15 protein-coding genes are annotated in these 18,671 nt (G+C 62.4%); 6 read left to right on the forward strand and 9 right to left on the reverse strand.

What is annotated here, in order from left to right:
- Window positions 1-3: 3 nt before the first annotated feature.
- The gene (locus BLP96_RS06025; RefSeq protein ID WP_089684171.1) at window positions 4-420 is read right to left on the reverse strand and encodes an OsmC family protein; all 417 of its coding nucleotides are present in this window, start codon (window positions 418-420) and stop codon (window positions 4-6) included.
- A gap of 16 nt (window positions 421-436) precedes the next feature.
- On the reverse strand, window positions 437-634 hold the full coding sequence (locus tag BLP96_RS06030; RefSeq protein ID WP_089684173.1) for a hypothetical protein: 198 nt from the start codon (window positions 632-634) through the stop codon (window positions 437-439).
- A 162-nt stretch (window positions 635-796) separates the two neighbouring features.
- Here BLP96_RS06030 and ygfZ point away from each other — a divergent pair, with 162 nt between their 5' ends.
- On the forward strand, window positions 797-1,834 hold the full coding sequence (gene ygfZ, locus BLP96_RS06035) for a CAF17-like 4Fe-4S cluster assembly/insertion protein YgfZ (protein ID WP_089684175.1): 1,038 nt from the start codon (window positions 797-799) through the stop codon (window positions 1,832-1,834).
- 27 nt (window positions 1,835-1,861) lie between these two features.
- On the opposite strand, the gene BLP96_RS06040 is transcribed toward ygfZ, so the two are convergent.
- The 4 genes from BLP96_RS06040 to BLP96_RS06055 all read right to left on the reverse strand — a co-directional run bounded on the left by BLP96_RS06040 (window position 1,862) and on the right by BLP96_RS06055 (window position 6,020).
- Window positions 1,862-2,623 (reverse strand): TatD family hydrolase, encoded by a 762-nt coding sequence (locus BLP96_RS06040; RefSeq protein ID WP_089684177.1) that lies wholly within the window; start codon window positions 2,621-2,623, stop codon window positions 1,862-1,864.
- A gap of 128 nt (window positions 2,624-2,751) precedes the next feature.
- On the reverse strand, window positions 2,752-4,344 hold the full coding sequence (prfC, locus tag BLP96_RS06045) for a peptide chain release factor 3 (protein ID WP_089684663.1): 1,593 nt from the start codon (window positions 4,342-4,344) through the stop codon (window positions 2,752-2,754).
- 135 nt (window positions 4,345-4,479) lie between these two features.
- Window positions 4,480-5,541, reverse strand: a complete 1,062-nt coding sequence (locus tag BLP96_RS06050) for a methylenetetrahydrofolate reductase (RefSeq protein ID WP_089684179.1) — start codon at window positions 5,539-5,541, stop codon at window positions 4,480-4,482.
- Window positions 5,538-6,020, reverse strand: coding sequence for a methylenetetrahydrofolate reductase C-terminal domain-containing protein (locus tag BLP96_RS06055; protein WP_089684181.1), 483 nt, complete (start codon window positions 6,018-6,020; stop codon window positions 5,538-5,540). Before BLP96_RS06055 ends, BLP96_RS06050 begins: the two co-directional genes overlap by 4 nt.
- Window positions 6,021-6,361: 341 nt before the next feature.
- Between BLP96_RS06055 and folD the strand changes: the two genes are divergently transcribed.
- The 5 genes from folD (at window position 6,362) to BLP96_RS06080 (ending at window position 14,079) form a co-directional block, all read left to right on the forward strand.
- Window positions 6,362-7,252: a bifunctional methylenetetrahydrofolate dehydrogenase/methenyltetrahydrofolate cyclohydrolase FolD gene (gene folD, locus BLP96_RS06060; RefSeq protein ID WP_089684183.1), complete on the forward strand. Its 891-nt coding sequence runs from the start codon at window positions 6,362-6,364 to the stop codon at window positions 7,250-7,252.
- An 87-nt stretch (window positions 7,253-7,339) separates the two neighbouring features.
- Complete coding sequence (locus BLP96_RS06065) at window positions 7,340-9,457, forward strand: TonB-dependent receptor (RefSeq protein WP_089684186.1); 2,118 nt, start codon at window positions 7,340-7,342, stop codon at window positions 9,455-9,457.
- A 103-nt stretch (window positions 9,458-9,560) separates the two neighbouring features.
- Window positions 9,561-10,508 carry a helix-turn-helix transcriptional regulator gene (locus BLP96_RS06070; protein ID WP_089684187.1) on the forward strand — a complete coding sequence of 316 codons (948 nt, stop codon included), beginning with the start codon at window positions 9,561-9,563 and terminating at the stop codon, window positions 10,506-10,508.
- Window positions 10,509-10,620: 112 nt separating this feature from the next.
- The gene (locus tag BLP96_RS06075) at window positions 10,621-12,747 is read left to right on the forward strand and encodes a TonB-dependent siderophore receptor (RefSeq protein WP_089684188.1); all 2,127 of its coding nucleotides are present in this window, start codon (window positions 10,621-10,623) and stop codon (window positions 12,745-12,747) included.
- A 420-nt stretch (window positions 12,748-13,167) separates the two neighbouring features.
- Window positions 13,168-14,079: an ABC transporter substrate-binding protein gene (locus BLP96_RS06080; protein ID WP_089684190.1), complete on the forward strand. Its 912-nt coding sequence runs from the start codon at window positions 13,168-13,170 to the stop codon at window positions 14,077-14,079.
- Here the strand turns inward: BLP96_RS06080 and BLP96_RS06085 are convergent.
- The 3 genes from BLP96_RS06085 to fhuB are packed head-to-tail and all read right to left on the reverse strand — an operon-like array spanning window position 14,064 to window position 18,575.
- Complete coding sequence (locus tag BLP96_RS06085) at window positions 14,064-15,734, reverse strand: multidrug ABC transporter permease/ATP-binding protein (protein ID WP_089684192.1); 1,671 nt, start codon at window positions 15,732-15,734, stop codon at window positions 14,064-14,066. The genes BLP96_RS06080 and BLP96_RS06085 overlap by 16 nt on opposite strands.
- Before the next feature lie 30 nt (window positions 15,735-15,764).
- Complete coding sequence (gene fhuF / locus BLP96_RS06090) at window positions 15,765-16,541, reverse strand: siderophore-iron reductase FhuF (RefSeq protein ID WP_089684194.1); 777 nt, start codon at window positions 16,539-16,541, stop codon at window positions 15,765-15,767.
- A 48-nt stretch (window positions 16,542-16,589) separates the two neighbouring features.
- Window positions 16,590-18,575: a Fe(3+)-hydroxamate ABC transporter permease FhuB gene (gene fhuB / locus BLP96_RS06095; protein WP_089684196.1), complete on the reverse strand. Its 1,986-nt coding sequence runs from the start codon at window positions 18,573-18,575 to the stop codon at window positions 16,590-16,592.
- Window positions 18,576-18,671: the final 96 nt, after the last annotated feature.

Consider the following 18,671-nt stretch of genomic DNA (forward strand, 5'->3'; position numbering starts at 1 on the left):
GTGTCAGGCCTCGGTGGCAGTGCGAGTGGTGACCTCGACGGTGGCGCTGGTCATCAGACGATGGATCGGGCACTTGTGGCTGATCTCCTCCAGCCGGGCCAGCTGCTCCGGGTCATCGATGCCGTAGAAGGACATCACCACTTCGAGTCGATAGAGGCCCTTGCGTTCCTCGCTGTCGTCACGGTTGACCGTAACGCTGATGCCCTCGAGCGGCCACTGCTTGCGCCGGGCATACATCTGTGCGGTGATCGCCTTGCAGGCACCCAGCGACAGATCGAAATAATCGTGGGGGTCAGGCGCCGACCCTTCACCGCCATAAGCCTCGGGTACGTCGACATAGATCTCGTCGAAGCCGTCGAGTTCGACGCGCTGACGAAAGACGTGGTTGCGCTCGCTGGTGACTGCAATGCTCTTTTTCATGCGGGTCTCGGCTGGCTCATTCGACATCGATGGGCAACTTGAGGGCGTGCACCGCCCGAATCAAGGCCTGACGCGTCACCCGCCCCTCGACCTCGGCGCCATGCCGTCCCACCTCGACGCTCTCGACGCCATCGAGCATCATCAGTGCCGTGGTGATGCGATTGACCTGAGCGGCGTTCTCGACGCCCTTGAAGTGAAGCGACTGGTGTGACATGGCCAGACTCCGCGATGCCCGTATTGCGTGAAGAAAACAGTCTAGCATGCCCGTTTCTCGTCAGGCAGTCGCTTGCATTGGCCGCCGACCGCCCGCATATCAGAATGATTGAGGTTGCACCTCGCAACTGGCGTATTCCGAACCGATGACGGGAGCCGACGCATGAGCGACTGGATAGAAACCCTCGACGGTCGTCGTACCGGCGAGGACCGAGTGACATTCGACCACCCCGACCCGGCCCGGCAGGCCCTGGACGCCAGCGTGGTGACTCCCCTCGCCCATCTGGGCGTGCTCGACGTGTACGGCGCCGATGCCGAACGGTTCCTGCAAGGCCAGACCAGCGCCCAGCTCAGCCTGGCCGACGGCCACTACGCCCCCCTCACCTGCTTCTGCACGCCCAAGGGGCGCATGCTGGCCAATGCCCAGTTGCTGCGCATCGCCGAGGGACACTATCGGCTGCTGCTGCACCGTGGCCTGGTCGCTCCCCTTGCCAAGCACCTCGACAAATTCGCCGCCTTCTACAAGGCCGAACTCGAACCTCGCCACGACCTGGCGTTGATCGGCCTGATCGGCGTGGAAGCACGAGCACTGGCCGAGGTGCACTTCGATGTCGTCCCGCCGTCGCTATGGCACCAGGCCGGCAACGAGCAACTGCAGGTGGTAACGCACCCTGGGCCCCGGCCTCGCATTCTGGCTTGCTTGCCCGAGGAACGGGCCGTCGAGATCGTACGGCAGCTGACGGCCCAAGCCACTCTGGTAGGCAACGCCGCCTGGTGTCTGCACGACATCCAGTCCGGGCTCTATTGGCTGACGCCGCACCATCAGGACGCCCTGCTGCCGCAGATGATCAACTGGGAAGCGCTGGGCGGCATCAGCTTCAAGAAGGGCTGCTATACCGGCCAGGAAGTCGTGGCGCGTGCCCACTTCCGTGGCCAGGTGAAGAAGCGGCTGTACCGCGCCCAGCTGGAGGGCGATCGCCTGCCCGAACCCGGCGCGGCGGTGAGAGATGCCAACGACAAGGCCCAGGGCGAAGTGCTCGCCGCCGAACTCGACGCCTATGGCCAAGCGGAGATTCTCGCCGTGCTCAGCACCAAGGAGGAGATCGGTCCGCTCAGCGTCGACGGCCAGGCACTCAAGCTGCTGAAGCTGCCCTACCCCGTCGAGCGGTTGGATCCAGAGGCCTTGGCAGAGCAGCTCTGATGGCAGCGGCTGACGCGAGAAGGTGGTTCACGTCAGCCTGAACGAACGCCGTGCCGTAGCGCTACTCTCCTCAGCCACCTGCGCTTCGCCCTGCCCGCGCAGCGCTGCGACCGCCCGGCACACCTCGGTGAGACGGGCCGGCTCGTTGCGCTCACCCCGGTGGCCGGCGAGCGGCATGTCGGGGCTGTCGGTCTCGAGCACGTAGCCATCGTCAGGCAGGCTCGCCACGGCGCGGTGCAGGCGCTTGGCTCGTGCATGGGTCAGTGCGCCGCCCAACCCCAGTACGAAACCCAGGTCGAGGAACTGGCGCGCCTGCTCGGGAGATCCTGCGAAAGCGTGGATCAACCCGCCCGCCGGCAAGTCGAGCTGGCGCAGCCGCTTGGCCACCTGGTCGTTGGCCCGCACGCAGTGGATCACCACGGGCAGATCGCGCGCCTTGGCAATGCGCAGCTGAGCATCGAAGAGAATCCACTGGGCATCCCAGCTGTCCGCGAAGCGCGCGTCGATGCCGCACTCGCCGACTGCAACCACCTCCGCATGCTCATCCAGGGCACGTTCCAGCGCCACGAGATCCCCGTCACGGTGCTCGTCCACGAAATAGGGATGCAATCCCAGACAGACGCTGACATCGCTCCGCTCGCCCAGCGCCAGCACGTTCGCCCAGCGCTTGCACGTCGTGCCCGGCACCACGAAGTGGCCGACGCCCGCCGCCCTGGCCCGCTCGATCACTGCCTTGCGGTCGGCGTCGAAATCGGGGAGATCCAGATGGCAGTGGGCGTCGATGAGCATGGGCGGCTTCGGGCTTCGGGCTTCGGGCTTCGGGCTTCGGCAGTAGGATGCACCGTCGGTGACATCTTGCGACTTCCAGCTCGTCGCCCTCGGCTCACGGCTCGTGGCTCCGGGCGAAGCCCGGTTGGTCAGTGTTCACGGGTCGGCTGGAAGCGGATCTCCGGCCAGCGCTCCTGGGTCATCTGCAGGTTGACCCGAGTCGGGGCAATGTAGGTCAGGTAGCCGCCGCCATCGATGGCAAGGTTGGTGCTCGCCTTGCGCTTGAACTCCTCGAGCTTCTTGGCGTCGTCGCAGTAGACCCAGCGCGCGGTGTGCACGTTCACGCCCTCGTAGATGCAGTCGACCTTGTACTCCTCCTTGAGGCGGTGGGCGACCACGTCGAACTGCAGCGTACCCACGGCGCCGAGGATCAGGTCGTTGTTGTCCAGCGGCATGAACACCTGGGTGGCGCCCTCCTCGGAGAGCTGCTGCAGGCCTTTCTGCAGCGCCTTCATCTTCATCGGATCCTTGAGGCGCACGCGCTTGAAAAGCTCCGGCGCGAAGTGCGGAATGCCGGTGAAGCGCATGTTCTCGCCCTGGGTGAAGGTGTCGCCGATCTGGATGGTGCCGTGATTGTGCAGGCCGATGATGTCGCCGGGCCAGGCTTCCTCCACGTGGGAGCGGTCGGAAGCCATGAAGGTCAAGGCATCGGCGATCTTGACGTCCTTGCCGATGCGCACGTGGCGCATCTTCATGTTCTTTTCGTACTTGCCCGAGCAGACGCGCAGGAAGGCGATGCGGTCGCGATGGTTGGGGTCCATGTTGGCCTGGATCTTGAACACGAAGCCGGTGAAGCGATCGTCTTCGGCCTCGACGGTACGAGCATCCGTTTCGCGGGGCTGCGGTGTCGGTGCATACTCCACGAACCCATCCATCATCTCGCGCACCCCGAAGTTGCCCATGGCGGTGCCGAAATAGACCGGCGTCAGCTCGCCGCGGCGGTAGGCTTCCAGGTCGAATTCGTGGGAAGCCCCGCGTACCAGCTCCACCTCCATGCGCAGCTCCTCGGCCTGATCCTCACCGAGCACTTCGTCGACTTCTGGGTTGTCGAGCCCCTCGATGCGCTTGTCTTCGGGAATCCGGTTGCCCTGACCCTGGGTATAGAGGTGGATCACGTCGTTGTAGAGGTGATAGACGCCCTTGAAACGACGCCCCATGCCGATGGGCCAGGTCATGGGCGAGCACTGGATGTTCAGAACCTCCTCCACCTCGTCCATCACCTCCACGGGGTCGCGCACCTCGCGGTCGAGCTTGTTGACGAAGGTGAGGATCGGCGTGGTGCGCAGACGGCAGACGTCCATCAGCTTGATGGTGCGTGCCTCGACGCCTTTGGCGCCGTCGATCACCATCAGCGCCGAATCGACCGCCGTCAGGGTGCGGTAGGTATCCTCGGAGAAATCCTCGTGGCCAGGGGTATCGAGCAGGTTGACGATGCGCCCATTGTAGGGGAACTGCATCACCGAGGTGGTCACCGAGATCCCGCGCTCCTGCTCCATCTTCATCCAGTCTGAGGTGGCATGCCGGTCGTCGCGCTTGCTCTTCACCGAACCGGCGAGCTGAATGGCATTGCCGAACAGCAGCATCTTCTCGGTGATGGTGGTCTTGCCCGCGTCGGGGTGCGAGATGATCGCGAAGGTGCGTCGCAGCCCGACTTCCCGGGCCAGGGTAGAGGAGTCCGCCATGGGGTTGCGTATCGCCGTCTGTGCGGTGCCGGCGAACACCGGCACCCTGCGTGAATGGAGAAGTGGCGGCATTCTAAGCCTTCGCGAGCCGCAGTTGTAGGGCGGACTGCCTCGGCGACACCCGACGACGCACCATCAACCCTGGAGGGGTTCGGCTTCCGGCGATGCCTCGGGGGATTCGGGATTGCGCTCGGACGGATCGTCTCGTCCCGGGTACCAGGGTACTCGGCCCTCCAGAACGCCGGTGGCTTCGATGATCTCGGCCACGCTGTGCTCCTGTCGGTAGGCCATGATGTGGGCACCGCTGACGCCGGGGATCTCGCGTATCTGATGCAACAGTTCCATGCACAGACGCTTGCCCTCTTCTTTCTGGTCGCGGGCCCCCTCGAGACGCGCGATCACCGCATCGGGAATGTGCACGCCGGGCACGTGGTCGCGAATCCAGCGCGCGCTGCGCGCCGAGGCCAAAGGCCCGATACCCGGCAAGACGAAGACCCGTTCCGGCCCTTCGAGCAGGCCCAGGTCGCCCAGCCCGCTCATGAAATCCCTGAGCTGCGGCACGTCGAAGCAATACTGCATCTGGATGAACTGCGCGCCGGCAGCCACCTTCTTGGCCACCCGGTGGGGACGCCACGCCTGCGGCGGCACGAAGGGATTCTCGGCAGCGCCGAGGAAGATGCGCGGCGGTAGCTCGATCCGCCTCCCGCTCTGAAAACGACTCTCGTCACGCATGCCGCGGGCGATCTCGAGCAGCGACATCGAATCGAGGTCGAACACCGGCTTGGCCTGGGGGTGGTCGCCGGCCTGAACGCCGTCTCCGGTCAGGCACAGCAGGTTGCAGGCCCCCATGGCCGCCGCACCCAGGATCTCGCCCTGCATGGCGATGCGGTTACGGTCGCGACACGACATCTGCAGGATGGTGGCATAACCCACCCGGGTCAGCAGCGAGCAGACCCCCACGCTGGACATGTGGCAGTGTGCGCCGGAGCCATCGGTGGCATTGATCGCATCCACGTAGCCATCGAAGATCGCCGCCCGCTTGAGCACTTCGGCCGGATCGGCGGAGTCCGGCGGATCGATCTCGCTGGTGACGGCGAACTTTCCGGCGCGCAGCACGCGCTCCAGCCGCCCCGGCGAGACGTGCCCCGGCAGGATGGGCAGCGAGTAGCCGGGCACGGGCTCATCGTCGAACTTCATGTCTCGGCTCCGCCTTGCGACGACTGACGGGCTTCTTCGGCCCTCTCGCGCACCACTCGCAGCCAGGAGGAGCTGCCCTGCAGACGATGGTCCACCGGCTCCTGAACCACCTGGATGCGGTCACCGTAGCGCATGCGGCGACTGCCCTCCCAGGCGTCGATCCATACGCAGCGCATCTCGGGCACGACCTCGCAGCCGCCGTCCTGACGAACCCCGCCGCAGGGGCCATTGCGCAGGTTCTTGGGACAGTTCATCGGGCATGACATCCCCGTCGACGAGAGCACGCACTGGCCGCACATCCGGCAATCGAACAACACGCCCTTGACGCCCTTCTCCACGGCCGCGACCGGGGCTTCCGCCCTGTCATAACCGATGCGACGCCAGACCGGATGCAGCTTGACCAACAGCGGCTCGAAGGCCTGGTAGAGTCGCTCGAAACCCCGTGCGTGGCGTACCACCCAACGTCTCACCGCATACATCGCGCCTCCTTGCCGGACGCCATTCCGTCCGGTTCGGCCTGGATTTCGCCGGGCTGCGATTGCAGCGTAGATGGCACCCTTCACCGCCACATGAACGCCAGCGACGCCGACATATCGCAAAGCGCCATCCCCCGATTCGATGGAAGCCGCGCCGCCGTCACGTCGCGCCAGCGACGCCGTACGTCGTCCGCGGACATGTACGACCTCCGTGGGGAATTACCTTGTCCGATAGTCGGCGCATCCACGTTCCGCTATCACGAGCGGTGCGCTTCCACCCCGAGCAGCGCGTCTTCCCCCATGGCCGCCCGACCGTTGCTCTTCGCCCAGTCAAGGAGCCGTGCATGTCAAAGCTGATTGATGGAGAGAAATTGGCCGCGCCCCTATGCAACGCGATCGAGGAACGGCTCGCGCCGCTGCGTCAGCGTCAGGGCATCACTCCCGGACTGGCGGTGGTTCTGGTCGGTGGCGATTCAGCCAGCGAGCGCTACGTACGCAAGAAGCAAGTCCGGGCCGAAGCCATCGGCATGAACTCCTTCGTTCACCGCCTGGCCGACAGCGTGAACAACCGAGCGCTGCTGACGCTGATCGAACAGCTCAACCACGACCCGCAGGTCCACGGCATCCTGGTTCAGCTTCCCCTGCCCCCGCAAATCGATGCCTCGCGGGTGATCCGGGCCATCCATCCCGACAAGGACGTCGATGGCTTTCATCCGCTCAATGCGGGACTCATGGCCACCCACGGCAACGCCCTGATCCCCTGCACCCCCTTGGGCTGCCTGATGCTGCTCGAACATCATCATGGCGACTTGAGCGGTCAACGGGCAGTGGTACTGGGCCGCTCCAACATCGTCGGAAAACCCATGGCTCACCTGCTGCTGAGGCAGCACTGCACCGTCACCATTGCCCATTCACGCACGCAGGACCTGGCAGCCCTGTGCCGCCAGGCCGACATTCTGGTTGCCGCCGTGGGGCGGCCTCGCCTGGTTACCGGCGACTGGATCAAGCCCGGCGCCACGGTGATCGATGTGGGAATCAACCGGATCGAAAGCGACGGACGCACGCGCCTGGTCGGCGACGTGGACTTCGTCACGGCCAGCGAAGTGGCCGGCGCCATCACGCCAGTGCCCGGCGGCGTCGGCCCCATGACCATTGCCTGCCTGATGCTCAACACCCTGCGCGCCACCTGCCGTCAGCACGACATACCCGTGGCCGACGATATCGTCACAAATTAAAGTCAATCGTTATCATTGATATTTATCGTGTAAGCGATATCCTACGCGGCAGGTTCACACAAGCCGCTTAGGAAACCGCTGACGATCATGAAACGAACGACATCCTCTACCTTGGTACTACTGGCCAGCGCGGTCAGCTTGAGCAGTCATGCCGATGAGGCTGAAGACACCATGGTCGTGATCGGCTCCCGCACGCCAACCCAGATCGACCAGGTTCCCAGTGCCGCCCAGATAGTCGAGGGCGAGCAATTGAGGGAACAAACCAGCACCGGTGTCGACCTCAAAACCGCCCTGGGCAAACTGGTTCCCGGCCTCGACTTCGGCCCACAGGGTCGTACCAATGCTGGGCAGAACATGCGTGGCCGTAGCGTCCAGGTTCTCATCGATGGTGTCTCGATGAACAACTCGCGCAGTCTGTCGCGGCAATTCGATTCCATCGATCCCTTCAACATCGAGCGCGTCGAGGTGCTTTCGGGCGCCAGCAGCCTATACGGCGGCGGCGCTACCGGCGGCATCATCAACATCATTACCAAAACGGGAGAGGCAGGCGGCCCGAGTTGGGAGAGTGCGGCTGGAGTAACGACCGGTTTCAATAATAGCAACGACTTCGACCATCGAGTCGCCCAGTCCGCCAGCGGGGGCAATGACTTCGTCACGGGGCGCATTGGCGTAGCCTATGCGGATAACGGCCGACACTACGATGCCAAGGGAGACGAAATTTTCCCAGACATTGCCCAATCCGACCTTCAGGGCAACCGCTCCATCGACATCCTGGGCAACTTGACATTTCGTCTCAGCGAAGAGCAGACACTGGATCTGAAAGCCCAGCTTTATGAATCCGGTTACGAAGGCGATCACGGGGTCTACTTTCCGAATCTCGACTCGAGCACTCCCAACCTGGAAGATGCAGAAATCCGCAAAGGGTTCTCGGCCGACCGAGAACCGTTGACCGACAGGCGCATGCTGAATGTGAACTACCATCATGCGAACGTCTTCGGCCAGGATCTCTATCTCCAGGCCTATCACCGCGAAGAGGAGTCGAGTTTTCACCCATTCCCATACCCCGACTCGGATGGAAGCTATTACTTCACCACATCCAAACAGAACACGACCCTCAGCGGACTCAAGATGCTGATGTCATCGGATATCACCGGTAACGTCAGCCTGGATTATGGCGTGGACATCGACCGCGAGGAATTCGATGCCACCCAGATGTATTTCGACGACGACACCACGGATGCGACTGGTGGCCTCGTGCACGAAGAGGAGCGTGTCGAACCGCGCTACCCGGGCTTCCAGATCGATGGCTTGTCGGCATTCGTGCAGAGCGAATGGCAGCCCACCGACAACTGGACCTTTGGGGCCGGCATCCGCCGCCAGCACATGGATGTCGCAATCGATGATTTCCAGCCGAGTGGCCAGTCACTTGCCGAGGGTGGAAAGAGCGATTACGACGTCACGCTGTATAACGTCAGTGCGCTTTATGATTTCGAGAATGGTCACCAGGCCTGGACCAGCTACAGCGAAGGGTTCGACCTTCCCGACCCCTCCAAATATTATGGACACCCTGGGCAGAGCGTCAGCGACAACCCTCTCGATGGAATCAAGACTCGCCAAGTGGAGCTGGGATGGCGCTATCAGGGGAGCCGTTGGCTGACCCAAGCGGCTGCCTATTATTCGTGGTCCAACACCACCATAGAACCAGACGATAATCTCAATATCGTCCAACGCGATGACAAGCGCCGTGACTACGGTCTCGAAGCTTCCGCCACACGGTTCCTGGGAGATCACTGGCAATTTGGTGGCACACTCCACGCTTTGAGGTCGGAGCAGAAAATCGACGGCGAGTGGGAGAAACGCGGCATCACCGTAGACCCTTATCCTTCGCAGCACACCGCCACGCTTCACGCCCAGTGGTCGGACATGACCCGTTCGCTGCGCCTGCAGGCCAACCGCTCCTGGGACTACGCGGACTATCAGGGTGACGAAATCGAGGGCAATACTACCCTGGATCTCATCGGCAGCCAGCGTACCGACTTCGGCAAGATCAGCCTAGGCGTGGAGAACCTGACCGACGAGCAGTATTCGACGCCCTGGGGACAACGCGCCGCTGGCTTCTACTCACCTAGATTTGGCCCCGAGTACCTCTACGACTACCAGGGACGCGGTCGCACTTACACGCTGAGCTGGTCGCTGGAGTACTGAAAAGGCCACACACCGATAGCGACTTGGCCGCTCATGGGTGGCCAAGTCGGTTGGTTCGACCGGCAGCACACGTCCATGAGGAGGCCATGCAAGGAGACTGGTCATGACTGCCATGCGCTCTGCCCGTCCTTTCACCGCCGAAGACCTCTGCCAGTTCGGCCGGCGTTTCGGCATCCGCTACCGGTTTCCGAGCGCCTCCGTTACCCGAAGCATGCAGCCGGAAGCCGTCGTCGCCGGCGACGTCACGGAGTTCGAACTGCGACCGGACATGCGGCTGACGGATTCCTGCCTCGAGGTGCTGCATCGCTACGAATCGGATTCCTTGCGCCCCTCGCCGCTATTCCTGGTCATGGTGCTGGAAGGTCAGGTCGGCGTACGCCTTGGCGACCGGCATGCCCTGCTCAACCCGGGTTCGGCGATGACGGCACGGCTGGGCGAGCGTACGCGGCTGCATGCCATCCAGGCACCGGGGCAACGGCTGAGAACGCTCAACCTGTCGCTGGGCCCGGTGGCGCTGAGCTCGCTGGCCAAGGAGTCCCCGGCTCTGGCACCGCGACTGGGGGGTGAAACACCGCTGATGCATACCTGGCAATTGCCACCCTATTTGCTCACTGCAGCCCAGTCGAACCTTGAGGTGGAACGCCAGGATCCCCGCCACTCGCTGCTGATCGAAGGCCTGAGCCTTCAGCTCCTGGCTCACGGCCTTCCCGCCACCTCTCCGGCCGATCGGTCGCTGAACCCTTGTGAGCGTCAGCGCCTCGAAACCGTGCGCGAAGTTCTCCACGACACCCCCGAGCACCCGCACTCCCTGGCCGAGCTGGCCAAGCTGGCCGCCATGAGCCCCAGCACACTGCGTGATAAATTCCGTCGCGCCTACGGCAGCTCCGTCTTCGGCTACCTGCAGGAGTGCCGCCTATCCAAGGCGCGCAGTTACCTCGCCGAGGGCTATAGCGTCCAGCAAACGGCACATCTCTGCGGCTACCGTCACGCCACCAACTTCGCGACGGCGTTTCGCCGGCGCTTCGGCCATCCACCGAGTTCCCGTCTCTGAGCGGCATCGTCACTTCCCATAGCCATTTCGGCACTGCGCATACCCAACACGCCTCTCAAAAAGCAATAATTCCTATTACACATACCGCGCTAACCGAGGATGGGACTTCGCGATGCTGACACCCAGACGACTTCCGCTTGCCATCGCCCTGCTGGCCGCCAGTGCCACGACCCAGGCCCAACAGGACGATGCAGCCGAGCTGGCACCCTTGACCGTTACCGGCCAAGCCGCTACCAAGACCGAAACGCCGTTCAACGAGACGCCGCAGGCAATTTCGGTCGTCGAGAACGAGGAGTGGGAAGAGCGCGGCTCGCGCACCATCCGGGAGGCCGTGCAATATACGCCCGGTGTCTATACCAACCAAGTCGGCGCCTCCAATCGCTATGACTACCTCGTCATGCGTGGCTTTTCGGACGGAAGCTTGAGCAACACCTATCTCGATGGTCTCAAGGTGATGGGCGATGCCAACAGCTACAGCTCAATGGTGGTAGACCCGTATTTCCTGGAGAATATTGAAGTCGTCAAAGGCCCCGCTTCTGTTCTATACGGTCGCTCATCTCCTGGCGGGCTAGTGGCAATGACCAGCAAGCAACCACAGTTCGAAACACAGCGCCAGCTGCGTTTTGGCGTGGGTAATAATAACCAACACAGTGCGGCGTTCGACCTAACCGGCCCTCTGGATGGCGAGCGGCGGGCTGCCTATCGCGTCGTGGGGTTGGCCAGCCGCGCGGATACGCAGTTCGACACTGTCGAGGAAGAACGTTACGCCATCGCGCCTTCGGTGACCTGGGACGTGACCGATGACACGACCCTGTCGTTCATGGCCTATCTGCAGAAGGATCCGGAAGGCGGATACCACTCCGGTGTGCCTTACGAGGGAGCCGTGGAAAGCCACAATGGCCGGAAGATTAGCAATAACTTCTTCGACGGCGAGGACGATTACGACAAGTTCGAACGCACCCAACACATGTTTGGATACAGCCTCGAACATCGTTTTAATGAGACCTGGACCGGACGTCAGAAGGTGCGATACCTAAACGCCGATGTAAAGATGGATCAAGTAGCACAAGTAGGGTGGGTTGGGAAATCCAACCGACTAGACCGTGCTTACTACGGTGCAAATGAATCAATGGACGCCTGGACTGTGGATAACCAGGTAGAGGCTCGACTCCCAGGCGGTTTTTTCGACCATACTCTTCTGATCGGGGCCGATTATCAGCGGCGAAAGAATGAGGTGGTTTACTCCGGGTCCACGGCATATGACGCTAATGGGAGCGTGGTCGATTATGGCTTCTCTACCATAAACCCATTTAATCCTAGCTATGATGGTAATTTTACCAGCCCAAAATACATCACCTATGACTCGAGCCACCACCTAGAGCAAACTGGTGTCTATCTACAAGACCAGATAGCATTTGATCGTTGGCGCCTAACCCTCGGAGGTCGATACGATTGGGTCGATATCAAGAATACCAATCATTTATATGACACCGAGAGTACGCTGGATGATACCCAGTTCAGTGGTCGCGCGGGACTGCTTTACTTGTGGGATAATGGTATCGCGCCCTACATGAGTTACAACACGGCCTTCACACCAACGAGTTTCGTCGGCGCCGATGGTAACCTGTTAAAGCCCATGGAAGGCGAACAATGGGAAACGGGGCTCAAGTACCAGCCACCGGGTACCAAGGATCGTTATAGCCTCTCGCTGTTCCGCATCAATCAGAAAAACGTCGCCACCAAGGAGCAACCTACCGATCCGTATCGGTCCATTGGCGAGATCAAGTCACAAGGCCTGGAGCTCGAAGCCCGTAAGCAATTGACGGATGCACTGCGTCTGCAAGCCGCCTACAGCTATACCGACATTACCTATGCCAAGAGCGACGTGAAGAGCGAAGAAGGAAACCATGCCATTTACGCGCCAGGACACCAAGCCAGCCTCTGGGGTCATTATGCTTTCCAGGGGGATACGCTGGCAGGTCTTGACGCCGGCTTAGGCATTCGTTACTACGCGGACATTTACGCTGATCGTGCCAATACCGAGAAAGTGCCTGACTATACACTCGTGGATGCCACCCTGGGATACGACTTCTCTCGAGTGGGCCTGGATGGCGTCTCAGCACGGCTCAACGTCAGCAACCTGCTGGATAAAGAGTACGTCGCTTCGTGCAACTCGCTTCAGTACTGCTACTTCGGCGCCGAGCGCAGCGTCCAGGCCAGCGTCAGCTACGACTTCTAAGCCACCGGCCCTCGCCCTTCACGCACCACGACGCTTGGCATGCCAAGGGGCGTCGTGGTGCCCCGAAAGGAAAGCGCCACATGGCGATTTGACCATTGATTCGATAAACAATATGGATTATCATTAACATCCATGACTCAAGCACAGGCGGTATCTCCTTGAGCGTGATGGCTAGCTAACGGCTTACTGTTTCAGCGGCACCCCATGGATGCCGCTTTTTTCATGCCACGACACGAATCGCATGGATAGAGCGCCGCACCGCCCAGCACCGCATGGACAGCAACGCCGATGCAGTGCAATAATGCAAAACGACATTATTATCAACGATTTCTCTTGGTCGCACTCATCGAACCACCCCCTAGAGTGCCCTCAAACGCCCAGACACTGGGCCTTTCACCGTCTATGGCCTCGCCCGAGAACATGCCAGCCATCCATCACCGCTTGTCGCCTTTCATCCGCCTACCACTGGCGCTGCTGACGCTAACGTTCTGTTTATCTGCCAAGGCGACTGCGGCAAACGATATCGCCAGCATCGACTGGACCTTGGCCGAAACCCTCGTCGCACTCGACCAGCCGCCAACCGCCGTTGCCCAGGTGAACGACTATCACGACTGGGTCGGTGAGCCGCGCCTCCCCGATGACGTGACCGACCTGGGTCTGCGTTCCCAGCCCAACATGGAGCGTCTCGCCAAGCTATCGCCGCAGCACGTTCTAATTTCACCGATGTTCAGCCATCTGGCCCCGAGATTGGAGCGCATCGCGCCGGTGGAGACCTTCTCTCTCTACAGCCCTGGCCAGGATACCTGGACGGAAATGCTCGACCTGACTCGTGCGCTTGGCGAGCTGGTGGAGCGTCCGGACGCTGCCGAGGCTCTGATCGCTTCCACCGAGTCGCGTTTGGAAACGCTACGCGAGCGGTTGCCGGATGACTCTCGACCGCTGCTGATCGTCCAGTTCATGGATGCACGTCACGTGCGGGTATTCGGCGAGAATGGGCTGTTCCAGGCCGTGATGGACCGATTGGGGCTGGAAAATGCCTGGCAGGAAGAGACCAATGCCTGGGGATTCAGTCTCGTCGGCCTCGAGCGGCTGGTCGAACTCGACGCGCAACTCGTGGTGGTGGAGCCCTACCCCACCGGCGTCGAGGAAAAACTCCGCCACAGCGCCTTGTGGCAGCATCAATCCAGCGTGCGAGATGACACTCTGATCACCATTCCACCCACGTGGAGCTTCGGTGCCCTACCCTCGGCACAACGCTTTGCCGAACTCATCGTTCCTGCACTGGCACGCTCCGAACAGAGTCGCCATATCCGCCATCACACGGATTCCTGACGACCGACACGCGCCACCGCATCACGACTGGCGACCTTGCGCTCCTCTCCCGTCAGCTCGTAAAGACGCCCCTCGCGCATTTCCAGCAGGCGGTCGGCCTGGTCGAAGTAGTGATCGTCGTGACTGATCACCACCAGCGTCTTGCCCAGTGCCCGCAGACGCGGCAGCAGTTGGCGATAGAAGATGCGCCGGAACTGTGGATCCTGGTCGGCGGCCCACTCATCGAGCAACACCAGATCGCGCTGCTCGGCGACCATCAACAACATTGCCAGACGCTTGCGCTGCCCTTGGGAGAGGTTGACGTTGGTCACGCGATCGCCGTCGAAGTCCAGCTTATGCTGCATCTCCAACTCGGTGAGCCACTCATCCACCAAGACAGCATCCGGCGACTCTCCGGCAGGGCCGATCAATCGATCGAAGAGATGGAAGTCAGTATAAATAGCCGAGAAGTGCTGGCGATACCTCGCCCAATCCGCACCCTGCAAGAGCCTGCCATCGACCCGAATGCTCCCAGTCTGGGGGTGATAGAGCCCGGTGATTAGCCGTGCCAGCGTCGACTTGCCACTGCCGTTGCCGCCAATCAAAAACACTACCTCGCCCCGCCGCAGGGTCAGATCGAGGGGCCCTACCGAAAAACCCGGCCGCGCCTCCTCATCGGGGTAGCGATAAGATACCCCCACCAGGGCGATCTCCTGCCAGGCGTGACGTCTCGAGTCGCTATCGAACGTTTCTCGATAATCGGCCAGCGACAGCGAGTTCAGTTTGTCGAAGGCCACGCGCGCATTGATCAGCGTCGGCACGGCACCCACGGCCTGCATCAGAGGAGCCCTGAGAAATAACAACGTGAGAGAAAAGGTGGTCGCTACCTGTGCGGATGCCCAGCCCAGACCGTTAGCCAGAAAGAACACCACGCCGATGGCACCCAACATCATGATGTTGAACCAGTTGACCGCGCTGAGGTGGTAGGTATCGCCGCGTATGAAATGATGCCGGCACTCCGCAGCATTGGCTGTGTAAACGTCGCGATACAGCCACTCGGCCCGGTGGCGATTGAGCGCCAGTTCCTTGCACCCTTCGATGACCGACTGATAATCCGCATAGAGACGATCCTGGACATCGCGCAGCTTGGCCATATGCTCATAAACCCGAGCTACCAAGCGCACCCCAATCAGGACAGTGACGATGACCCACAGCGCCATTACCCCCAACATGGCAGGCGAAAGCCAGGCCAGATAAAGCGTCGCCCCCACTGTCAGCACCCCGCCTTGAACCAGTTCTGGTAAGCGTATGAAAGCGACGGTAACCGAACTCACGTCAGTGGACAGGCTTGCGAGCAGGCGCGCACTTCCGATTCGCTCGACACGCTCGATATCGGTATCCATGATGCGCTTGATCAGCCGTCCACGCAGACGGTATACGAAGTAATGCCCCAGGGTGGTCAGGGCCAACTGCGAGGCCAGTGTCACCACCAACAGCAACACGATCAAGCCGAGGAACAGGGGCAGTATCCGCCAGGGATTGGCAAACGCATCGAGCAGCTGCTGGTTGATGAAGGCGATCACGCCAATGCCCAGGCCGGCACTCGCCAGGCTGAGCAGTACCACGCCAACGAAGGCCCAGCGATAATCACGCCATACGATCTTGAACAGCTCCATGGGCCCTCTCCTGAGAAACGGTCTTGACGTTCACCGCCGCTTGACCGGTCGGTTCTCTGGCTTCAGCGGGCAACCGCCGCACAGCGGCTCACCCGGCAGGCGGTACTTGACGCAGCAGAGTCGGCGGACTCGGGCCGGCGTTGCACCGCCCAGGTCGAGATAACGTACCGGCTGGTAAAGCGGATTGCGCCGCCCATTCGCCAAGATGGGCGTATCGAGATAGCGCAGCAGCGGCTCGCCGGCATCTGCAAAGGCGGGATGTCGCGAGCAGGTTCGCCCGGCGTACTCCACGTAGTGGCCGAGATTGCTCCAGAACACCTTGGGCGAAAGCCCGGACAGCGCAGCCAGCGCTTCGATGAGCGGTTCGCAGTGCCGATCGAACAGCGCCGTGAAACGCTCCTCCGGTACCAGTGAAGGCAACGGCCGCCCTCCGTCGCGTAGCCACAGTCGTACCGTTTCCCCCTTCTCCCCCGCTTCCACACGCACGTCGTGCAATGCTACCGGCAGCTCGATGCCCAGCAGCAGGTTGGCCACCAGCGCCGGAATCGACACCGTGGCAAGATGGTATTTCGACCAGATCGACACCGCCGCCTTGCGGTCGGCGCCCACACCGAAAGAGGCCGTGAACCGGCTCAACGACTCATCGAGGGCGGCCCGGTCGAGTAGCAGCGACCCCGCCCAGGTCGGCACCTCGGGGCTGCCAAAGGCAGGCGCTTTCAGCGTATCCAGCGGTGGCTGCCGATAGAATGCCAGCAGCGCCTCGGCCGAACTGTCTACGTGAGCGGGTAATTCCGCCACCTGCGTCATGTTCGCTCTCCTGCCTTGCTGACGGGCACGACGGCCGCGCCCGGGGGCCTACAATCGCCGCAACCCCCACATGAAGTAGGCACCGCCGATCAGCGAGGCCACCAACCCGGCGGGTATCTCATAGGGGAAGATGATCTGACGCCCCACCCAGTCGGCCAGCACCATCAGCAGCATGCCCACCAGCGCCGCCCCCAGCAGGTGATGGTGAGCCCGCGACAGGCCCAGCAGCCTGGCCATGTGCGGCGCCAGCAACCCGACGAATGAAAGCGGACCCACCACCAGGGTGGCGCAGGCGGTCAACAGGGCCACCAACACCAGAAGCACCAGGCGCGCCCGGTTGAGGCCAACCCCCAGAGCGCGGGTAGTGGCAGCGCCCAGCGGCAGGATGTCCAGCCAGCGGGTGAGCGGCAGCGTGCACAGCGCCAGCAGTGCCGCCAGCGTGCCCACCACCACGGCGCTGGTGAGATCGACGTAATAGGTGGAGCCTGCCAGCCAGGCGATCACCTGTTGGCCACGCGGATCGCCCCCCGCCAGCATCACGCTGCGCACCGCATCGAACAGCGCGCCGACCGCCACCCCGGTCAACAGCAGACGCTCGGGCACGAATCCGCTACGGCGGTTGAGCGCCACCAGAATCAACAGGGTGGCGAAGGCTCCCAGAGTGCCAATACCCACCAGCATCCCGTTGGTCGGCTCTGGAATCAGGAATATCCCAAGGATCAGCGCTATCGCACAGCCGCCGCTGATCCCCAACACTTCGGGGCTGGCCATGGGGTTGGCGGAGAGGCGCTGCAGCAAGGTGCCGGCCACCGCCAGCATCAACCCGCTGGCCGCCGCTGCCAAGACTCTGGGCATCCGCCACTGCATGACGCTCCAGTTCTCCGGCGAGAGCCAGTACCAGCCGCTCACCCCCTGCCCGAGCAGCAACCCCAGTCCTACCGCCAATAGCAGCCCGATGGCCAGGCGCGTCGCCAAACGGCCAGGGGCGGGGTGGCGATTTGCCAGTACGGCAGCGGGCTGGGGGGCGCGGTTACCCTGTAGCCGCAGTCGAGGTATCAGCCACATCAGCAGCGGCGCTCCCAGAGCCCCTGTCACCGCACCAGTCGGAATCAGCGTCGGCAGCACGCCCGTGACGTTCTGCAGCAACAGGTCGGTAGTCGCCAGCAGCACCGCTCCCAGCAGCGTGCCCCACAACAACCGCTCGCCGAGACGCCGCGCACCGGCAATGCGCACGATGTTGGGTGCCGCCAGACCGATGAAGCCGATGATGCCCACCACACTGACGATGCTGGCAGTGATGAACACCGCCAGTCCCATACCGGCGAAGCGCAGATACTTGAGCGACACGCCAAGGCTCTTGGCGCTGGCGTCATCCAGCTCCAGCACCGCCAGCGGGCGCAAGAGAAACCACGCCAAGACCGCGCCGATGACCACCCGTGGCCAGAGCGTCGTCACGCCGTCCCAGCCGTTCTGGGCCAAGGAGCCGGCGCCCCAGATCAGCAGGCCCGACAGCGACTCGTGATTGAACAGCAACAGAGCGGTGGCCAACGCCCCCAGGTAGAGGTTGACGACCAGCCCGGCCAGCACCACCACGATGGGCGCGAGCCCACGCCGCCAGGCCAGCATGAACACCAGCCCCACTGCTAGCCCGCCGCCGGCCAGCGCGACCCATTCACGCCCGAACACCAATAATCCAGGCGCCAGCAGGGTCGATGCCATCAGGGCAAGATTGGCGCCGGAAGCCACGCCGAGCGTGGTGGGCGAAGCCAGTGGATTGCGCAGCACCTGCTGCATCAGCACCCCGGCCAGGGCCAACCCTCCCCCTGCCAACAGCGCCACGGCCAAGCGCGGCCACCAGGCATAGTGAAGCAGCAGTTGATCGACGTCTTCGAACGACGGCAACACCAGCGCCTTCAATCCCAGCGTCAAGCCGCCCTGCTCCTCCAGGCCGAGCCAGAACAGCAGCAGCAATGGCAGACTCAACAGCCAACAGGCGAGCGCTGGCGACGCTCCCCGCATTGCCTGTCCCATCATGCTCGGCTCTCCCTGGACCCATGCATCGTTGTGCCCTGCAGCGTCCTAGCGTCGTTCATGTTCCATTCCTTTTGGCGGTCGCATATCGGAAAGACC

The sequence above is a fragment of the Billgrantia gudaonensis genome (genome assembly GCF_900100195.1).
Classification (GTDB): Bacteria; Pseudomonadota; Gammaproteobacteria; order Pseudomonadales; family Halomonadaceae; genus Halomonas; species Halomonas gudaonensis.